At 35.9% G+C, this 16,445-nt stretch carries 15 protein-coding genes; 12 read left to right on the forward strand and 3 right to left on the reverse strand.

From position 1 onward, the window contains the following. Positions 1–41: 41 nt before the first annotated feature. Positions 42–947, reverse strand: coding sequence for a LysR family transcriptional regulator (locus MHH85_RS22125; protein WP_193737620.1), 906 nt, complete (start codon positions 945–947; stop codon positions 42–44). 137 nt (positions 948–1,084) lie between these two features. On the opposite strand from MHH85_RS22125, the gene MHH85_RS22130 reads away from it, so the two are divergent. From MHH85_RS22130 to MHH85_RS22150, 5 genes are all read left to right on the forward strand, one after another. After that, the gene (locus MHH85_RS22130) at positions 1,085–2,050 is read left to right on the forward strand and encodes an ABC transporter ATP-binding protein (protein WP_340708522.1); all 966 of its coding nucleotides are present in this window, start codon (positions 1,085–1,087) and stop codon (positions 2,048–2,050) included. Then, positions 2,047–3,075 (forward strand): ABC transporter substrate-binding protein, encoded by a 1,029-nt coding sequence (locus MHH85_RS22135; protein ID WP_340708523.1) that lies wholly within the window; start codon positions 2,047–2,049, stop codon positions 3,073–3,075. Before MHH85_RS22130 ends, MHH85_RS22135 begins: the two co-directional genes overlap by 4 nt. Positions 3,076–3,136: 61 nt before the next feature. Then, positions 3,137–4,798, forward strand: coding sequence for an ABC transporter permease (locus MHH85_RS22140; RefSeq protein ID WP_340708524.1), 1,662 nt, complete (start codon positions 3,137–3,139; stop codon positions 4,796–4,798). Then, entirely contained in the window at positions 4,791–5,891 is a 1,101-nt protein-coding gene (locus MHH85_RS22145; protein ID WP_340708525.1) for an MBL fold metallo-hydrolase, read from the forward strand. Before MHH85_RS22140 ends, MHH85_RS22145 begins: the two co-directional genes overlap by 8 nt. A gap of 4 nt (positions 5,892–5,895) precedes the next feature. Continuing rightward, a complete protein-coding gene (locus tag MHH85_RS22150; RefSeq protein ID WP_340708526.1) occupies positions 5,896–6,702 on the forward strand; it encodes a hypothetical protein in 807 nt (268 codons plus the stop codon). Between the two features lie 147 nt (positions 6,703–6,849). Here the strand turns inward: MHH85_RS22150 and MHH85_RS22155 are convergent, their stop codons facing one another. Continuing rightward, positions 6,850–7,467 (reverse strand): GntR family transcriptional regulator, encoded by a 618-nt coding sequence (locus MHH85_RS22155; protein ID WP_193737615.1) that lies wholly within the window; start codon positions 7,465–7,467, stop codon positions 6,850–6,852. A 291-nt stretch (positions 7,468–7,758) separates the two neighbouring features. Between MHH85_RS22155 and garR the strand changes: the two genes are divergently transcribed. From garR to MHH85_RS22175, 4 genes are all read left to right on the forward strand, one after another. Next, complete coding sequence (gene garR, locus MHH85_RS22160) at positions 7,759–8,664, forward strand: 2-hydroxy-3-oxopropionate reductase (RefSeq protein ID WP_340708527.1); 906 nt, start codon at positions 7,759–7,761, stop codon at positions 8,662–8,664. Further along, positions 8,657–10,087 carry a four-carbon acid sugar kinase family protein gene (locus MHH85_RS22165; protein ID WP_445684132.1) on the forward strand — a complete coding sequence of 477 codons (1,431 nt, stop codon included), beginning with the start codon at positions 8,657–8,659 and terminating at the stop codon, positions 10,085–10,087. The genes garR and MHH85_RS22165 overlap by 8 nt, the downstream gene beginning before the upstream one ends. A 21-nt stretch (positions 10,088–10,108) precedes the next feature. Continuing rightward, positions 10,109–10,957 carry a class II fructose-bisphosphate aldolase gene (locus MHH85_RS22170; RefSeq protein WP_193737612.1) on the forward strand — a complete coding sequence of 283 codons (849 nt, stop codon included), beginning with the start codon at positions 10,109–10,111 and terminating at the stop codon, positions 10,955–10,957. 150 nt (positions 10,958–11,107) lie between these two features. After that, the gene (locus MHH85_RS22175; protein ID WP_193737611.1) at positions 11,108–12,427 is read left to right on the forward strand and encodes a gluconate:H+ symporter; all 1,320 of its coding nucleotides are present in this window, start codon (positions 11,108–11,110) and stop codon (positions 12,425–12,427) included. A 119-nt stretch (positions 12,428–12,546) separates the two neighbouring features. Here MHH85_RS22175 and MHH85_RS22180 read toward each other — a convergent pair whose 3' ends face one another. Further along, positions 12,547–13,302, reverse strand: coding sequence for a DUF817 domain-containing protein (locus MHH85_RS22180; protein WP_340708528.1), 756 nt, complete (start codon positions 13,300–13,302; stop codon positions 12,547–12,549). A gap of 152 nt (positions 13,303–13,454) precedes the next feature. Between MHH85_RS22180 and MHH85_RS22185 the strand changes: the two genes are divergently transcribed. The 3 genes from MHH85_RS22185 to MHH85_RS22195 all read left to right on the forward strand — a co-directional run bounded on the left by MHH85_RS22185 (position 13,455) and on the right by MHH85_RS22195 (position 16,003). Then, entirely contained in the window at positions 13,455–14,024 is a 570-nt protein-coding gene (locus MHH85_RS22185; protein ID WP_340708529.1) for a manganese efflux pump, read from the forward strand. Between the two features lie 474 nt (positions 14,025–14,498). After that, entirely contained in the window at positions 14,499–14,903 is a 405-nt protein-coding gene (locus tag MHH85_RS22190; RefSeq protein WP_340708530.1) for a MerR family transcriptional regulator, read from the forward strand. A 71-nt stretch (positions 14,904–14,974) separates the two neighbouring features. Beyond that, positions 14,975–16,003, forward strand: a complete 1,029-nt coding sequence (locus MHH85_RS22195; RefSeq protein WP_193737607.1) for an LLM class flavin-dependent oxidoreductase — start codon at positions 14,975–14,977, stop codon at positions 16,001–16,003. The last annotated feature ends 442 nt before the right edge of the window (positions 16,004–16,445 follow it).

The raw sequence follows: 16,445 nt of genomic DNA on the forward strand, positions 1-16,445 counted from the left end.
CGAAACTACGAAATGTGTGCAATTTGCAAATATTATATATGTTATGATTCGATAATTCTGTACTCACACGCTAAATTGTGAATCACTCTCTTTACAAACTCATCAATTTTACTGTCTAAGCGACACTTGGGGTATACGAGCTGAATCTTTCGAGTTAGCTTAATATCGTTCAATTCTTTTTTGAGTAAAGTTCCTGATTTTAGTTCTTCATCCATTAGAGCAACAGAAATAAAGGCTAATGTTTTGCCGTAAGTTAACATCTTCTTTATGGTACTTACTGAATCTAGTTCGATTGTGTAGATAGATGGAGCGAAAGGTTCTAACCATTTTTCGATGAAATGATTAGTTGAACTTGAAGAGGTGTGTAATAATATTTTGCTTTTAAGGACATCTGATTTTGAGATGTCCTTTTTTGTTGCAAGCTCGTGTGTGGGACTTAATGCAAGAACAAGAGAGTCTTCACCAATAGTTTCATAAATGAGTGTTGGATCCTCTTGTTTCGTTTCCATTATAAGTCCGAAATCTAACTCTTGAAGTATTAATTTCCTTTCGATTTCAGGAGCTGTTTTTACTTCTAGAGAAATCCGTATATCTGGATAAGCTGTGGAAATCTGATCAATAATATCAGGCATGAAAATATGAGCAGGAAGCCCGCTAGCACCTAGCCGAATTGAGCCGATATTACCCTCTATTAAGTTTTCAAAGAATTGATTCATGTCTTTTTGTAGCTGTACGATTTGACGTGCATAGTGATAGAGTCCTTCACCCGCCTCAGTTAAACGATAACCCCCAGCATTTGTACGGAATAAACGTACACCATATTCTTCTTCTATTGAACGAATATGAAAGGAAACAGTAGGTGCCGTAATACCTAGCTCTTTAGCGACAGGAGCTAGCTTTTTTAAATTCACCAGCAAGCAGAATGCCTGTAATTTGAGATTATTCATTTTATCCCCCTAAAGTAAATTAGATAAATTCTTGCATTGGCTATAGTATATTAGAGTTTTTTTAACGAATTGTTAATACTAGGTTAATATTTCCTAAATATCTGGAACTTATAGTGGTTATAGACGAGGAGGGCATTATGAAAATCTCGATTACGAATATAGAAAAGAAGTATGGGAAATCTCAAGCACTCTGGCCAATTAATGTGGAACTAGACAGTAAGTTTGTAACAATTTTAGGTCAATCGGGTTGTGGCAAGACAACGTTATTGAAAATACTAGCTGGTTTAGAGAAACCAACAAATGGTGAAATCAGATTTGATGAAACAGTCATCTATTCGTCAGATCTTCGTAAGAATGTTAGACCAAATAAGCGTAATATTGCAATGGTCTTTCAAGATTTTGCACTGTGGCCACATATGACTATTTTTCAGAACATTGCTTTTGCATTAAAAGGGATATTGCCCAAGTCAGAAATTAAGGAACGAGTAGATCATGTTATGCGTTTGGTGAAAATGGAGGGATTTGAGAAACGTAAGCCTGGCGAATTATCTGGTGGACAGCAGCAACGTGTGGCACTTGCTAGAGCTCTTGCAACAAATCCAAAACTAATTCTATTTGATGAGCCTTTATCAGCTTTAGATGCAGTTCTTCGAGAGAAGATGCAAGAAGAGATTATGCATATTATTCATGAACTAGATTGCCAAGCTATCTTTGTTACACATGATCAAACAGAGGCTATGACAATGTCTGATCAGATTATCGTAATGGAGGCAGGGGAAATTGCGCAGGTAGGTTCACCACAAGAAATCTATCATTCACCAGCTACACCTTATGTGGCTGACTTTATTGGAAAAGTAAATTGGGTAGTTAAAGGTAGCCGAATTGTTCGTCCAGAAGGAGTTTCAAGACACTCACAATTAGGAGCTATAGCAAAACATGCAAAAATAGTGAAAAGCACTTTTATTGGAGATCGATATTTAGTTCAAGCAGAAGTGGAAGGCAATCAATGGAGCTTTTACGAAAACGCTCCGCTCGAAAAAGGAAAACAGCTTAAAGTTTTTATAGATGAAAAACAAATTTATCAACTGGAGGGATTACATTGAAGAAACGTAGTTTAAAAATGATAGCAACAGTTGGAACACTTTTGACATTAGCATTAGCAGGGTGCGGAAATAACGACACAGCCGCAAATGATGGTGAAACAAGTGCACAATCGAAAGAAAACAAAACGTTAACAGTTTATTCTGCAGGGCCAGATGGTTTAGCAGCAAATGTTCAACAGGCATTTGAAGAAAAAACAGGAATGAAGGTAGAGATGTTCCAAGGAACAACTGGGAAAATTTTATCTCGCTTAGAAGCAGAGAAAACGAATCCTGTTGCAGATGTTGTTGTATTAGCTTCAGTAGCTTCAATGGATGGGATGAAAGAAGCTGATCAACTTCAAAGTTATAAAGACGCTGAAAATGCAGATAAAATCAATAGCGATTGGTCTGACGCAGAAGGCTATTACTATGGCTACAGTGCATCAGCATTAGGAATTGCTTACAACACTAAAAATGCAAAATCAGCTCCGATTGAATGGTCTGATTTAGCGAAAGCTGAGTGGAAAGATAAAATCAATATTCCAGATCCTAGTCTGTCAGGTTCAGCTGTTGATTTCATCTATGGATATACGGAAGCAGAAAAAACTGGTTGGGACATTATTCAATCATGGAAAACAAATGGTTTACAAGTTAATGGTGCAAATAAGGAAGCATTAGATTCAGTTATAACTGGAGATAAAGACGCAACAATTTCTGGAGTAGATTACATGGCTTATAAAGCAAAGGCAGATGGGGAGCCAGTGGAAATTGTTTACCCGAAAAGTGGAACGGTTGTCAGCCCACGAGCAGTTGGAATTATGAAAGATGCTAAAAATGTAGATGGAGCCCAAGCTTATGTTGATTTCTTACTTTCAGATGAAGGCCAAAAGCTAGTAACAGATGCATATTTACTTCCAGGGAACAAAGAAATTCCAGTGAAGGATCGAGCAGCATTGGATGAAATTCCACAATTAACTGTGAATTGGAAAGGTGCAGAGACAAAGCAAATCGATATTTTAACGAAATTTAATGAGATTTTCCAATAATAATTTATGAGCTGAGACATGTTTCTCAGCTCTTGTTTTCTAAGGAAGGAATGAAACCTCGATGATTATGGAAGGTAGACGAACTTTTGGAGTATTACTAGCCATTGTTGGTACGTTTGCTATCGCGCCATTATTAGCAATTTTATATTATACATTTGTTAATGGCGGACAATTAGATTTTTCGCAGATTAGTAGAATGTTTGAAAATGATAGAATGTGGCGTACGTTAGGCAACTCTTTATTATTAGGTGTTTTAGTTATTATGGGTACCACGATTATAGCTTTACCAATGGCGCTAATTCGCACGAAAACTAGCCTCATCAAATTTGATTGGTTAGATATTATTCTAACGATTCCATTTATGACACCACCTTATATTGGGTCAATGGGTTGGATATTGTTTATGCAGAATAATGGTTTTTTGCAACAATTAGTGCCAAGTGCATCATGGATGTCAGATTATTTCTTCTCTCTGTTTGGAATGGTGATGGTAATGAGCTTGCACCTATTTCCTTTTCTATATTTAATGCTGAGAAATACACTGCTAAGAATTAATGGATCCTTTCTTGATGCTGCATTGATATTCGGGCGAAACCCTTGGAGAAACTGGGCTAAAATTGTTTTACCATTACTAGTTTCGAGTTACGTATTAGGCATATTATTAATTTTTATAAAAACCTTGGCTGAATTCGGAACTCCTGCAACTTTTGGTAGCAGAATTGGCTTTCAAGTTTTTACTACAGAGATCCATTCCTATTTATCAAGATGGCCTGTAGACATTAGTATGGCCACATCACTTTCATTATTTTTACTTTCTGTTTGTCTAATCATCTGGTACTTCCAAAATCTAATTGGACGAAAAAATACATATAGCGTGTTATCTGGTAAGACGCAAGCTATTCGTGAAATGAAAGATAAGTGGTATATAAAGCTAGGCGCATGGCTATATGTAGGAATTGTATTACTGTTTTCAATCGGAATTCCTTACTTTTCAATTATTGTAACATCACTTCAAAAGGTACGGGGGGATGGCCTCAGTGCAGGGAATTTTAGCTTAGCTTCTTATCAGGCAGTATTTACAAGTGGTAGCGCGGGATTATCAGCGTTTCTGAACAGTATCGTATTTTCATTTATCACAGCTAGTGTTACTGCTGTAATAGGATTATTCATTGCACTTTATATTAAAAAAGGCGAAACAAAAAAACAGCAAGTTTTGGATTTCTTTAGTCTTATGCCAAACATTATTCCGGGAATTGTATTTGTAGTCGGCTTAATAATGTTCTGGAACTCACCTTTACTACCAGCTACGATATACAATACGAAAGCAATGGTGGTAGTGACTTATTGTGTACTATTCTTACCGTATTCAGTTCAATATACTAAATCTTCTTTATCTCAATTAGATCAATCTATTTTCCAATCAGCTGCTATTTTTGGACGGAGCAGTTGGGACGTGTATCGTTACATCTTTATTCCATTATTAATGCAGGGAATTCTAGCCGGGATGATGATGACATTTATTATTTCAATGCGTGAACTTGTAGCTGGATTACTCATTTTGCCACCTTCAGTAGAGACGGGTGCAACGTTTATTTACAGCCAGTTTGAACAAGGAAATGTTGGTTTGGGAATGGCAGTTGCTGTTATTACAGTAGCTCTGACTGTCATCTTCATGTTCTTATTAGATTGGTTACAAAAAAGAGGAGGACATGCGGGTGCTTAAGGTTGAAATTTTAGGGGGAACTGGCGAGTACGGGCGTAATTGTTTCTTTATAGAAAATGAGGGGCATGCTATTTTGCTCGACTGTGGCATTATGAATAACGCTGAAAAAACTCCTCCTAATTTAACAAAAGATCATGTAGAAAAACTAGATGCTGTGTTTATCTCACATTCGCATATTGATCATTCAGGTGCTTTGCCAATGCTCGAAACATGGGACTATAAAGGCGAGATATTTATGAGTAAAATGACAGCTAGACAATTAAAGCGATCTTTTAAAAATACAAAAATTTTTCAACCGGCAACGATTGAAAAATGGTTGAGAGTTAGCGATTATCTTGAATTTCAGTGGGGCTATAGCGGCCATATAGTTGGGAGTGTTTGGTACAAGATTCGATTTTTTGAGGAGGTGATATTTTTCTCAGGGGACTATGTCATGGATTCCTATTTGTTAAATGCTACTTTGCCACTAGAAGATGGAACCAAATATGATCTAGCTTTAATAGATAGTGGGCATATTGAGAAACAAATTAATAATTTGGAAGTATTACAACAGATTAAGAATTATATCAACGAACAACCAAGTCGACCTATTATTTTTCCGTCTTCTTTTTCAGGTAAAACGGCAGATATTGCTTCGTTTCTTTTTCAACATACAGAAAGAGAAGTGAACATTGATAAAGAATATTTTTCTTTTTTTGAGGATTACTATAATTCATCAGAAAATATTCGTACACCAAGATATGAAGAAATCTTGAAACCATTTAAGATGGACTGTTTTAGAGAGAGGGTAGAGAGTGAAAATGCAATTTATTTTGTTCCAGAGGTTAATGAGTGGAAAATTGAAGAATTACTACACATATATCCAACTGCAATAGTAATTTTTACAGGCTACATGAAAAAAGATGGATATTTAAAGGGACTGGCCAGAATCGAAGCTCAATCGAAACAGTTTTTTTATAAAACACATTTAGATTATCTAGATACCTTAGAGCTTTCCAAAACAATCAATGCTACTGAGACTATATATTTTCATAGTCCATTAACGAATATAAAAACTACTTTTACAAAATTAGTAGAAAAAAGGAGGAAATAATATAATGAAAAGTGTAAAGAAAATAGCACTACAGTTATTTATGGCTAGTCTTGTTCTTCTGTGTATTGGTGGGTTCGGTTCCGCTCAGGTAAGTGCAGCGATTAATCCTGGAAATGAAATTAAGTATAATATCAAACCTGATATTTTTAAAGAATCTAAGATAATAGATGTCTTTTCGGCAACGAAAAAGGATGAAGTGAAAATTTACTACTTCGATACAGTAAATAAAGCATTTTTAGGAGCAGACTATAACCATCGTTTACGTGTATACAAAGATAGTAATAAGATAGATATTACTTACAAAAAAAGATTCCAAAACATACCACTTGATGAAGCAATTGCGATAACACAAGATCATGGTTTCACTGGGAACGAGTCTAATTATAAATTTGAATTAGATATTAAAGGTGGAAAGAAGAATTTTGCGGTAAGCAGAAAAGAGTCATTAAAAGAAACGACAAAAGTTTCTTTCAACGAGGTTGATACTGAAGCAGCAAAAAAACTAATTTTAGATAATGCTCCAAAAAAAATTCAAAATTGGGATACTGAAAGCTGGTACAATAATACATTAGCGCAGTCAGTTGTTTATGGGCCCGCAAAAGCTACAACATATAAGGGCAGTTATGCAGGTTACGAGGCAGATATAGAAGTTTGGAATTATCAAGGTGATATTATGGTTGAACTATCAACAAAAGAAGATGATGCTTCAAAAGCTGCTGTTATTGAAAAATTATGGCGCGATAAGTTAGAGGTTGAGGGGTATCTAAGTGAAGATCAACGAGGTAAAACTGCATTTGTAATGGAGAAGTAAATGATGTGATTATGAAATGAGCTTTATTTAGAGAATACAAAAAGGATATAGACTCTTTTTTTTAAAAGAGCTCCATATCCTTTTTAGTTTGAACTAAACACTTATTTAATACGGTTATCTACTTACTGAAGTGCGACAGATTGCTTACTACATTCTCATACGATTCAAACAAAACTCTAGATCTTTCTGAATGTGATCTTTCATTAAACGCTCTGCTTCATCACCGTTATGTTGAAGGATAGCGAGATAGATGTCGTTATGCTCTTCTATTAAAAGAGGTCGTTTATGATAGACAACTGTTTTGCGGAAAAGGTAAATGATGGACTGCATGCGGTCAATGATATCAATCATCATTGGATTGTTCGTTGCACCTACGATGATTTGGTGGAATTCATAGTTTGCTGTCATAACTTCTTCTGTAGTCCCGGTGCGGCCAATTTCTACACAAGATTTAAGTTTTTCCAGTGCTTCTTCAGTCATATAGCTGGCGCAATATCGCGCAGCAAATCCTTCCAATAATATACGTACTTGAAAAATATGACGAAGATCCATATCACTTGGGTTTACAACTCGCTTATTTTGAATAAGTCCTTCTTGTTCTAGCTTACGTATTGCTTCGCGCACGGGTGTCCGACTAATACCTATTTCCTCTGCTAGCCTTTCTTCAGTGAGCTTCGTTCCGCGTTCTAATTCACCATTCAATATCTGATCTCGAATATATTCATATGCCTGAGTATATGCAGGAATAGTCTCCTTTTTTACCAATAAAATCGTCTCCTGGAATCTAATTTGTACTTATATAAAGTATAAGTATAAGCTTTGTAATTTGAAAGTAGTATTTTTGTATGCACTTTCATAAAAAATGTATACAAAATAAATTAAAATGTGTACAATGTTTCCTAAGGTTATGAAAACGCTTTTTTAATGAAAAGCTATTGGCTCTGTGAACTGAAAAAGTTCTTGTATTTTAGAACAGGGTTTAAACCTAGGATAAAGAAATTTTAGTTAACAAATGAATTGCCTTAAGTGTGATTACAGCAGAAGGAGCTAATTAAAATGACTAAAAAAGTTGGATTTATAGGGTTAGGTATTATGGGAAAACCCATGGCATTAAATTTACTTAAAGCCGGTTACGAACTAACGGTTTTTGATATTAATACACAAGCTGTAGAAGCACTTGTAGAAGCAGGAGCAACAGCTGGAACAGCAATAGAAATGGGCGAAACTTGTGATGTCATTATTACAATGTTACCTGCCTCTCAACATGTGAAGGACACGGTACTAGGTGAAACTGGTATTTTGAAAACAGCTAAAAAAGGAACAGTCATTATTGATATGAGTTCTATCACACCAGGCACTACTGTTGAAATTGCAACAGCAGCGGCAAAACAAGGTGTAGGAATGCTAGATGCACCTGTAAGTGGTGGAGAACCAAAAGCAATCGATGGTACATTAGCGATTATGGTCGGAGGAGAAGAAAGCATTTTCGAATCTGTCAAAGATGTACTTCAAACTGTTGGTAAGGAAATTACCTTAGTCGGTAAAAGCGGTAGCGGTGTAACAGCAAAATTAGCAAACCAAATTATTGTGAATTTAAACATTGCGGCTATGTCTGAAGCGCTTGTTCTTGCTGCAAAAGCAGGTATTGACGTAGAGAAAATGTATCAAGCAATTCGTGGAGGTTTGGCAGGAAGTGCAGTACTGGACGCAAAAGTTCCGCTTATCTTGGATCGTAATTTTGTAGCAGGCGGGAAAATTTCAATCAACTTAAAAGATATAACAAATGTAATGGGAGCAGCTCATGATTTAGATGTGCCACTACCACTTTCAAGTCATTTGCTTGAAATCTTCCATGCGCTTAAAGCCAATGGCAAAGAAAATGATGATCACGGCGGTATAGTACAATATTACGAAAAACTGGCAAATGTTGAAGTGAGAAGGGGTTTAAGTGAGAATGACTAATTTAAACGTAAAAGATACTTTCTCCAACCTACCTGCAATGCCTGAAGAAAGAATCGTCAATGATTTACTGGCAAAAGAACTAAAGGCATTCAATAAAAAAATTATCGTACTAGATGACGACCCAACAGGTGTACAAACAGTACATGGTATTTCTGTCTACACTGACTGGTCAGCAGAAAGTATTGAAGCAGGTTTTGCTGAAGATAATACAATGTTCTTTATCTTGACTAATTCACGAGGTTTTACAGCAGCTGAAACTGAACAAGCACATAAGGATATCGCTAGTGTTATTGAACGTACAGCACAAAAACAAAATAAAGAATTCATTATTATCAGTCGTGGGGACTCGACATTACGTGGTCATTATCCCCTTGAAACAGAAGTATTAAAAAATACAGTTGAATCTCAATGTGAAATGAAATTTGATGGTGAAGTAATTATGCCTTTCTTTAAAGAAGGTGGTCGTTTCACGATTAACAATATTCATTATGTACAGTATGACAATGAACTAATACCTGCAGGCGAAACTGAATTTGCAAAAGACCGTACATTCGGTTACAAATCTTCACACTTAGGTGAGTGGGCAGAAGAGAAGTCAAATGGCCAATTTAAAGCCTCTGATACTACTAATCTATCGTTAGAAAGTATTCGCAAACTTGATATTGACGGCTTAGTGAACCAGTTGATGGCAGTCAATGATTTTAATAAAGTCGTTGTAAATGCTGTGGATTACGTTGATGTGAAAGTAGTAGTTATTGCATTAATTCGAGCGATGAATGCAGGGAAACTGTTCATGTTCCGCAGTGCTGCTGCTTTAACTAAAGTAATCGGTGGCGTGAGTGATAGAGATCTTTTGACTAAAAAAGAATTGATGAAGGACCATTCAAAAAATGGTGGTCTAATTATGATTGGCTCTCATGTGAAGAAAACAACAGAGCAATTTGAAGCGCTAAAAGAATGCGATTTTATTGAATTTATCGAATTTGATGTACACCTTGTATTACACCCAGAGCAATTTGAAGCAGAGATTGAGCGTATTATAGCGCTTAGCGGAAAGCTAATTAGTGAAGGGCAAACAGTCGCTGTATATACGAAGCGTGAACGTCTAGACCTTGGTGAAGGCAAAAAAGAAGAAGAATTAATGTTGTCAGTGAAGATTTCGAACGCTGTGACAAGTATCGTCAAGCGTCTTGAAGTACGTCCGAGCTTTATTATCGCTAAAGGTGGTATTACTTCAAGTGATATCGGAACAAATGGACTTAGCGTTAAGCGTGCACTAGTAGCTGGGCAGATTAAACCTGGGATTCCAGTTTGGCTAACAGGTAGTGAAAGCAAATTCCCTGGCATGGCTTATGTTATTTTCCCTGGGAATGTGGGAACAAAAACAACCTTAAAAGAAGTTGCAGAGTTATTACATCAGTAAAGTAAGAAAGGTTGAGTAGACATGCTAGTTAATACAAAAGATATGCTGATCGCAGCACAAAAGGGCAAATATGCTGTAGCAGCATTTAATGTATATAATCTTGAAACTGCGCAGGCTGCAGTACGCGTTGCTGAAAAAGAAAACCATCCGGTAATAATTGCTTTAGGAGAGCGTTATTTTGATACAGTGGATGTGGAAGGCTTTGCAGCATTAGTTAGAGTACTTGCGGAGAAAGCTTCTGTTCCAGTTTCTCTTCACTTAGATCATGCATATGAAAAGCAATCCATCATTCGAGCAATTCGATGTGGTTTTACTTCGGTTATGTTTGATGGTTCAAAGTTTGATCTTGAGGAGAATATGAGATTAACAAAAGAAATTACGGAGATTGCCCATATGGCGGGTGTCAGTGTAGAAGCTGAAATCGGTTCAGTTGCGCGTGGTGCTTTTTCAGATGAAGAAGAGGGAGATGGCACTTTAACAGACCCACAGTCTGCAAAAACGTTTGTGGAGAAAACAGGTGTTGATTTTCTAGCTGCTTCAATTGGAACCGTTCATGGTATGTATACAGGAGAGCCTAATATTAATTTAGACTTGTTAGATGAAATTCGTGAACTAGTTGGTATACCACTTGTCCTTCACGGTGCATCAGGTACACCAGACGAAATCATTAAGCAAACTGTAGCAAAAGGAATTTGCAAAATCAATGTAAATACTGAAGTATCACTAGCTGCAACATCTTATTTACAAAAAGCTTTTGAACAAGATCAAAATAAAGCTGCTCATTTATCAGTAATTATGGCAAGTATGCAAGATGCTATGGAACCTGTAATGACAAAATTTGTACGATTATTATTTGCAGCTAAAGCCTAATAACCTTGATTTCTAACTTATATTTTAAGTGAAAAAAATATCGATGCTATTCAGCCTTATAATAAAGATTTATATTAAAAAAATAAATCGGAATGCCAAGAAGTTATCACTAGATTGGCATTCCGCAACTTTTATGAGAAGAGGATTGCTATGCCAATAGTTTCTATATGTGTAGGGGTTGCCCTATTACTATTATTAATGGTGGTATTTAAGTTAAACGCTTTCATATCATTAATTATTGTTTCGCTACTAGTAGGTATTCTTGAAGGTATGTCGCCAATCGATGCTATGACATCGATTGAGAATGGTTTAGGTTCAACCCTAGGTCACCTTGCAATGGTCATTATTTTTGGAGGAATTCTTGGTAAGTTAATGACGGATTCTGGTGGTGCTCAACGTATAGCGATGACACTCATCAAAGTTTTTGGGGAAAAGCGAGTGCAATTAGCTGCTGTGCTTACGGCGTCAATTGTAGGGATTGCTCTTTTCTTTGAAACAGGCGTTGTTGTATTAATTCCTTTAGTCTTTACAATCGCGGCCGCAGCAGGGGTACCTGTTCTTTATATCGGTATGCCGGTTATTGCTGCTCTTATTACGATGCATGGCTTTGTTCCACCTCACCCAGGACCAACAGCAATCGCTGACGTGTTTGGTGCGAACATTGGGAAGATGTTGATATATGGTATCATTATTGCTATTCCTGCAATTATTTTAGCAGGTCCGGTATTTACGAAGTTATTTAAGAAAGAAAGCTTAGAAACAACGATTCCTAAAGAACTATTTAATCCAAAACATTTTGAAGAACATGAAATGCCAGGGTTTGGCACTAGTATTTTTACAGCCATTATCCCTGTTATTCTAATTGCAACGAAGGCATTTGTTGAAATCTTCATGCCTGATTCACCGATCATGCCAGCTACTAATTTCATAGGTAATCCAAGTGTTGCTCTTTTAATATCGGTTATTATTGCTATCTTTACCTTTGGGATTAGTCGTGGTAAAAAGATGCCAGAGATTATGAATTCTGTTTCAGAATCTGTTAGTGGTATCGCGATGATTCTATTAATTATCGGTGCTGGTGGTGCATTCAAGCAAGTACTGATTGATAGTCATATTGATCAATATATTTCAGATATTATGGCGGGCTCAACCCTTTCACCATTACTGCTTACTTGGTTAATTGCAGCTCTTTTAAGAGTTGCGGTGGGTTCTGCAACAGTGGCAGGTATGACTGCTGCTGGTATTGCTGCACCTCTTGTATCAGCTGCGGGTATAAGTCCAGAGTTAATGGCTTTAGCTGCTGGTGCAGGAAGTATAACTTTCTCTCACGTTAATGATGCAGGTTTCTGGATATATAAAGAATACTTCAATCTTTCAATCGGTCAAACAATTAAGACATGGTCAGTCATGGTAACCATTATTTCACTTGTTGGACTAGCTGGTGTACTTCTGATTAATATGTTCATATAATAAAAGGTTTTAAAAATATCGATATTCTTTTGAAGAAAAAAATGTTTATCCAAAGCACTAACTAAGTTAATTTAGTTAGTGCTTTTTTTAGTAGGTTTTAAACAGGTGCTACAACTTATTCACTTCATTCGACTCTTCACTTGCTTCAATTGTGCCACGATAATAATGCTAATGATGACCAATAAAAACCATGAGCTAATTTTACCGATTGAAACGAGGGACCAATTTTGTTCTTGATTTGGGTACTGCCATGCGCCGAAGAACGTCACGATATTTTCAGCAATCCAGATAAAGAAACCTATTAATAGAAATGATAAAATCATTGGCATTTTATAGACTTTTTCGTTCAATTTATATGTTACTGTTGTACGAAAAAAGATAACTAATAACAATGCTTTTAAGACCCAACGTAAATCATATATATAATGATGCGTAAAAAAATTCATATAAATAAGAATGCTAATACTATAAGCGAAAAATGGCTTTGGCCAGTTGTTAATATGTAAATCTAAACGCCTCCAACTTTGACAAATGTAACTTGCTACACTGGCATACATAAAGCCACTATAAAGTGGAACACCAAAAATTTCACTATATGCTTCCTCTGGATATACCCAAGACCCCATATGTACTTTGAATAATTCAAGTCCAAGCCCAATAACATGAAACAAGCAGATGACTTTGAATTCATCCCATGTTTCTAATTTTGAAAGAAGCATAAAAACTTGTGCAGCTATACAAATGATTAATATAAAATCATAGCGTGGTAAATAGGGAACGCTCAACAAATTTGATAAGGCAAGTGTAGCGAAGATAATGACCGGGAAAATGCATGATATTGCCTGTAAGTATGTGAATTTAAATAATTTTTCCATATAATCACCCTAAAATTGGACGAAATTACATAGGTTTTGGTTCGCGTTGATGTTTTTATATGGAAGGGCGCATTCATATTCATTTAAATGCACCCTTTAATTATTTACGCATATGATTTAAAGAATGAGTGTATCGTTACAAGGAGGTCATTATGCATTGGGTTACCATTATACTTATGGGGGTTGCAGCTAATTTAGACAACTTAGGCATTGGTTTAGCTTATGGGGTTAAACAAACAAAAATCCCTATGATTTCAAACGTTACTATTGCGTTTGTGGCGATGGTCATAACGTATATAGCAGTAATCGCGGGTTCTGAGGTAACCAGATATATTTCGACCCATAGCGCTAGCCTTATAGGGAGCTTTTTGTTGTGTGGAATTGGGCTATGGACTCTATTGTCCACAAGTTTCAAAAATCAGGATTGTTTGAAAAATCCTGAAACAATGGATAGAGATATGAATCGAATTATTTCTGTTAGAGAATCGATACCGCTAGGATTGGCTCTGTCTGCAAACTGCCTTGCAGGAGGGATAGGAATTGGTGCCAATGGTATTTCAGCTATATGGACAGTTATATCAATTGGTTTGTTTTCACTAATTACGATAGGTGTAGGTAACCATTTTGGCTCTTTATTGACCAATACCTTTATCAGCAAATATTCCACGGTGCTTTCAGGATTATTGCTGATCTGTATTGGGGTAATGGAGATGTTCATTTGAATACAAAGTCACCCCGAATCTAATAAGATTTGGGGTGGCTTTTTATGAGTTCATTTGAATTCAAAATTTAGCTTACATATACAATCTAAATAATAGAATTATAAACCCACTAAATAAAGTAAGAGAATTAAAAATAAAATAGTTCCAGTGACTATATAATGTCGCCAATTATTCTTTCCATAAAGAGCTAAACCATTAAGTATTCTTGATAAAATAATTAGGAATCCAGTAGCGATTAACCAGATGAAGGATAATGTACTAAATAAGGTTGCAATACCCAACACTAAAAATAAAAAGTGACTTATTGCAAAAAAAGTTAGAGAAATCTTTTTAGAAATGCTTATTGTTATGTTCTGTTTTAAATTCCCAATTATCAAGGCAAACAAGCCAATGATGCATACCATAGAATATAATATTATTATTAAACTACTAACCAATTTCATCCATCCTTTCGTATTTATTAAAGGATAGAATATGGGGTCAACCCCACGTCAACCAATTACTTTTATAGGGGCTGAAGCAATGAAAATTAGTGATTTCATAAAACAGGTGAATACAACAAAGGATACAATTCGCCACTATGAGGAATTGGATTTAGTGAAACCGAAATGGATTAATGGTATGAGGGATTATTCATTAAAGGATATTAATGATTTTCATGCAATTAAGGAAATGCAGCTAATTGGATTTACATTAAAGGATGTACAGGAAATATTCAATTTAAAGCGAACTGATGGATGCGGGTCAGAAAAGTTAATTCAAGGATTATTAAATAGCCTTAATCAAGAACTAGAATCTGTACTAAAAGAAGAACAAGAACTTCAACATAAAAAAAATAAAATTACAAAGATGATGATGGACTTAAATCAGTTAAGGTAATCCCAGTAGAGCGTTTTACAGTATAGGAGAAGTGATTTAAAAAACTAATCTCACAATGAGGAGTTGGCAAAATGGAGTTTGGAGTATATACCTTTGCTGATTTAGGAGTCGATCCTCAAACAGGAAAGTTAGGCAATGCAAAGGACCGTTTGCGAGAGGTATTACAAGCCGCGAAACTTGCGGATGAAGTGGGACTGCAAGTATTTGGAGTAGGTGAACATCATCGGTTAGATTATGCAATTTCTTCAGTGCCAGTAGTATTAAGTGCAATTTCTCAGCAGACAAAAAATATCCAGTTAACAAGTGCAACAACAGTTCTCAGTACTGTAGATCCAGTTCGATTATATGAAGATTTTGCTACGTTAGATTTATTATCGAGTGGTCGTGCGGAAATTATGGCAGGACGTGGAGCTTTAGTAGATTCATTTCAATTGTTTGGTTACAATCTTGAGCAATATAACGAATTATTTGAAGAGCATCTTGAATTGTTTTTGAAGTTAAATAGTGAAGCAACTATTACGTGGAAAGGAAATCACCGTCCTGCTTTATCCAATGCAGACATTTCCCCAAGAGCGACAAATCCCATTCCTGTATGGGTTGGTGTGGGAGGTACACCAGCAAGTGCAAAGAGAGCTGGGCGTTATGGGGTAGGAATGGCAATTGTTATTCTTGGTGATGATCCAAAATGTTTTGTACCTTTAGTAGAGGATTACCGAACAGCTTTTAATGCTGCGGGCCATCCAAAAGAACAGTGCAAATTAGCTATAACGGGTCATGGTTATTTTACCGAAGATGGAAAGCAAGCGAGAGAAACATTTTATACTTACTTTAATAATTATTGGACATATGTTAACAAACAACGAAATATGTTTTTTCACTTAGATCGTGAAGATTATGATCAAATGACATCCCCTGAGGGCTCATTGTTTATCGGAGAACCAGATGAAATTATTGAGAAGATATTAAAGCAACATGAATTATTAGGCCATTCTCGCTTTTTAGCACAGCTAGACATCGGTGCGCTTCCTTACAAAGAGGTAGAGAAGTCAATTGAATTACTAGCGACTAAAATAATGCCAGGGGTTAATAAATATATATAAATCTCAAAAGAGGCTGTCTCATCATCATGTGGTGGCAGTCTTTTTGCCTTAAATTCAGTGAATACCGAATTTGTTAGAGGTATTGATGAATGAATTATTTAAAATAGTTTTCATTAGATAGGGGAAGAAACACTATGAAGTAGAAGCGCTAAATTAAATAGACATGCTATAATAACTAACAAAGAGTCGGCGATTTAAATGCTGATACGAAGGGTATGTTAGCTGTTGAATCCTATCTTAAAGCTGTTGGGAATTATTTTATTTCTATTTATTATTTTGAAATTTGGCATGTCAATTATGAAATTGTTCGTTACGCTTCTACTTTATAAGTATGTTATTATCGTCTTCATCATTGCGGGGATTGCATTTTTTATCTATAAAACATCCCCATTTAAACAGGAAAATAAATAATAGGACAAAAAAAGAAACGCCCCTGATTAGA

Origin of the sequence: Viridibacillus sp. FSL E2-0187, from assembly GCF_038006425.1 — a bacterium.
Classification (GTDB): Bacteria; Bacillota; Bacilli; order Bacillales_A; family Planococcaceae; genus Viridibacillus; species Viridibacillus arvi.

Coding starts and splice junctions, on each gene's coding strand:
- garR (WP_340708527.1), top strand. CDS start 7,759: ATGACTAAAAAAGTTGGATTTATAGGGTTAGGTATTATGGGAAAACCC.
- MHH85_RS22180 (WP_340708528.1), bottom strand. CDS start 13,302: ATGGAAAAATTATTTAAATTCACATACTTACAGGCAATATCATGCATT.
- MHH85_RS22150 (WP_340708526.1), top strand. CDS start 5,896: ATGAAAAGTGTAAAGAAAATAGCACTACAGTTATTTATGGCTAGTCTT.
- MHH85_RS22195 (WP_193737607.1), top strand. CDS start 14,975: ATGGAGTTTGGAGTATATACCTTTGCTGATTTAGGAGTCGATCCTCAA.
- MHH85_RS22175 (WP_193737611.1), top strand. CDS start 11,108: ATGCCAATAGTTTCTATATGTGTAGGGGTTGCCCTATTACTATTATTA.
- MHH85_RS22140 (WP_340708524.1), top strand. CDS start 3,137: ATGATTATGGAAGGTAGACGAACTTTTGGAGTATTACTAGCCATTGTT.
- MHH85_RS22130 (WP_340708522.1), top strand. CDS start 1,085: ATGAAAATCTCGATTACGAATATAGAAAAGAAGTATGGGAAATCTCAA.
- MHH85_RS22185 (WP_340708529.1), top strand. CDS start 13,455: ATGCATTGGGTTACCATTATACTTATGGGGGTTGCAGCTAATTTAGAC.
- MHH85_RS22170 (WP_193737612.1), top strand. CDS start 10,109: ATGCTAGTTAATACAAAAGATATGCTGATCGCAGCACAAAAGGGCAAA.
- MHH85_RS22190 (WP_340708530.1), top strand. CDS start 14,499: ATGGGGTCAACCCCACGTCAACCAATTACTTTTATAGGGGCTGAAGCA.
- MHH85_RS22165 (WP_445684132.1), top strand. CDS start 8,657: ATGACTAATTTAAACGTAAAAGATACTTTCTCCAACCTACCTGCAATG.
- MHH85_RS22125 (WP_193737620.1), bottom strand. CDS start 947: ATGAATAATCTCAAATTACAGGCATTCTGCTTGCTGGTGAATTTAAAA.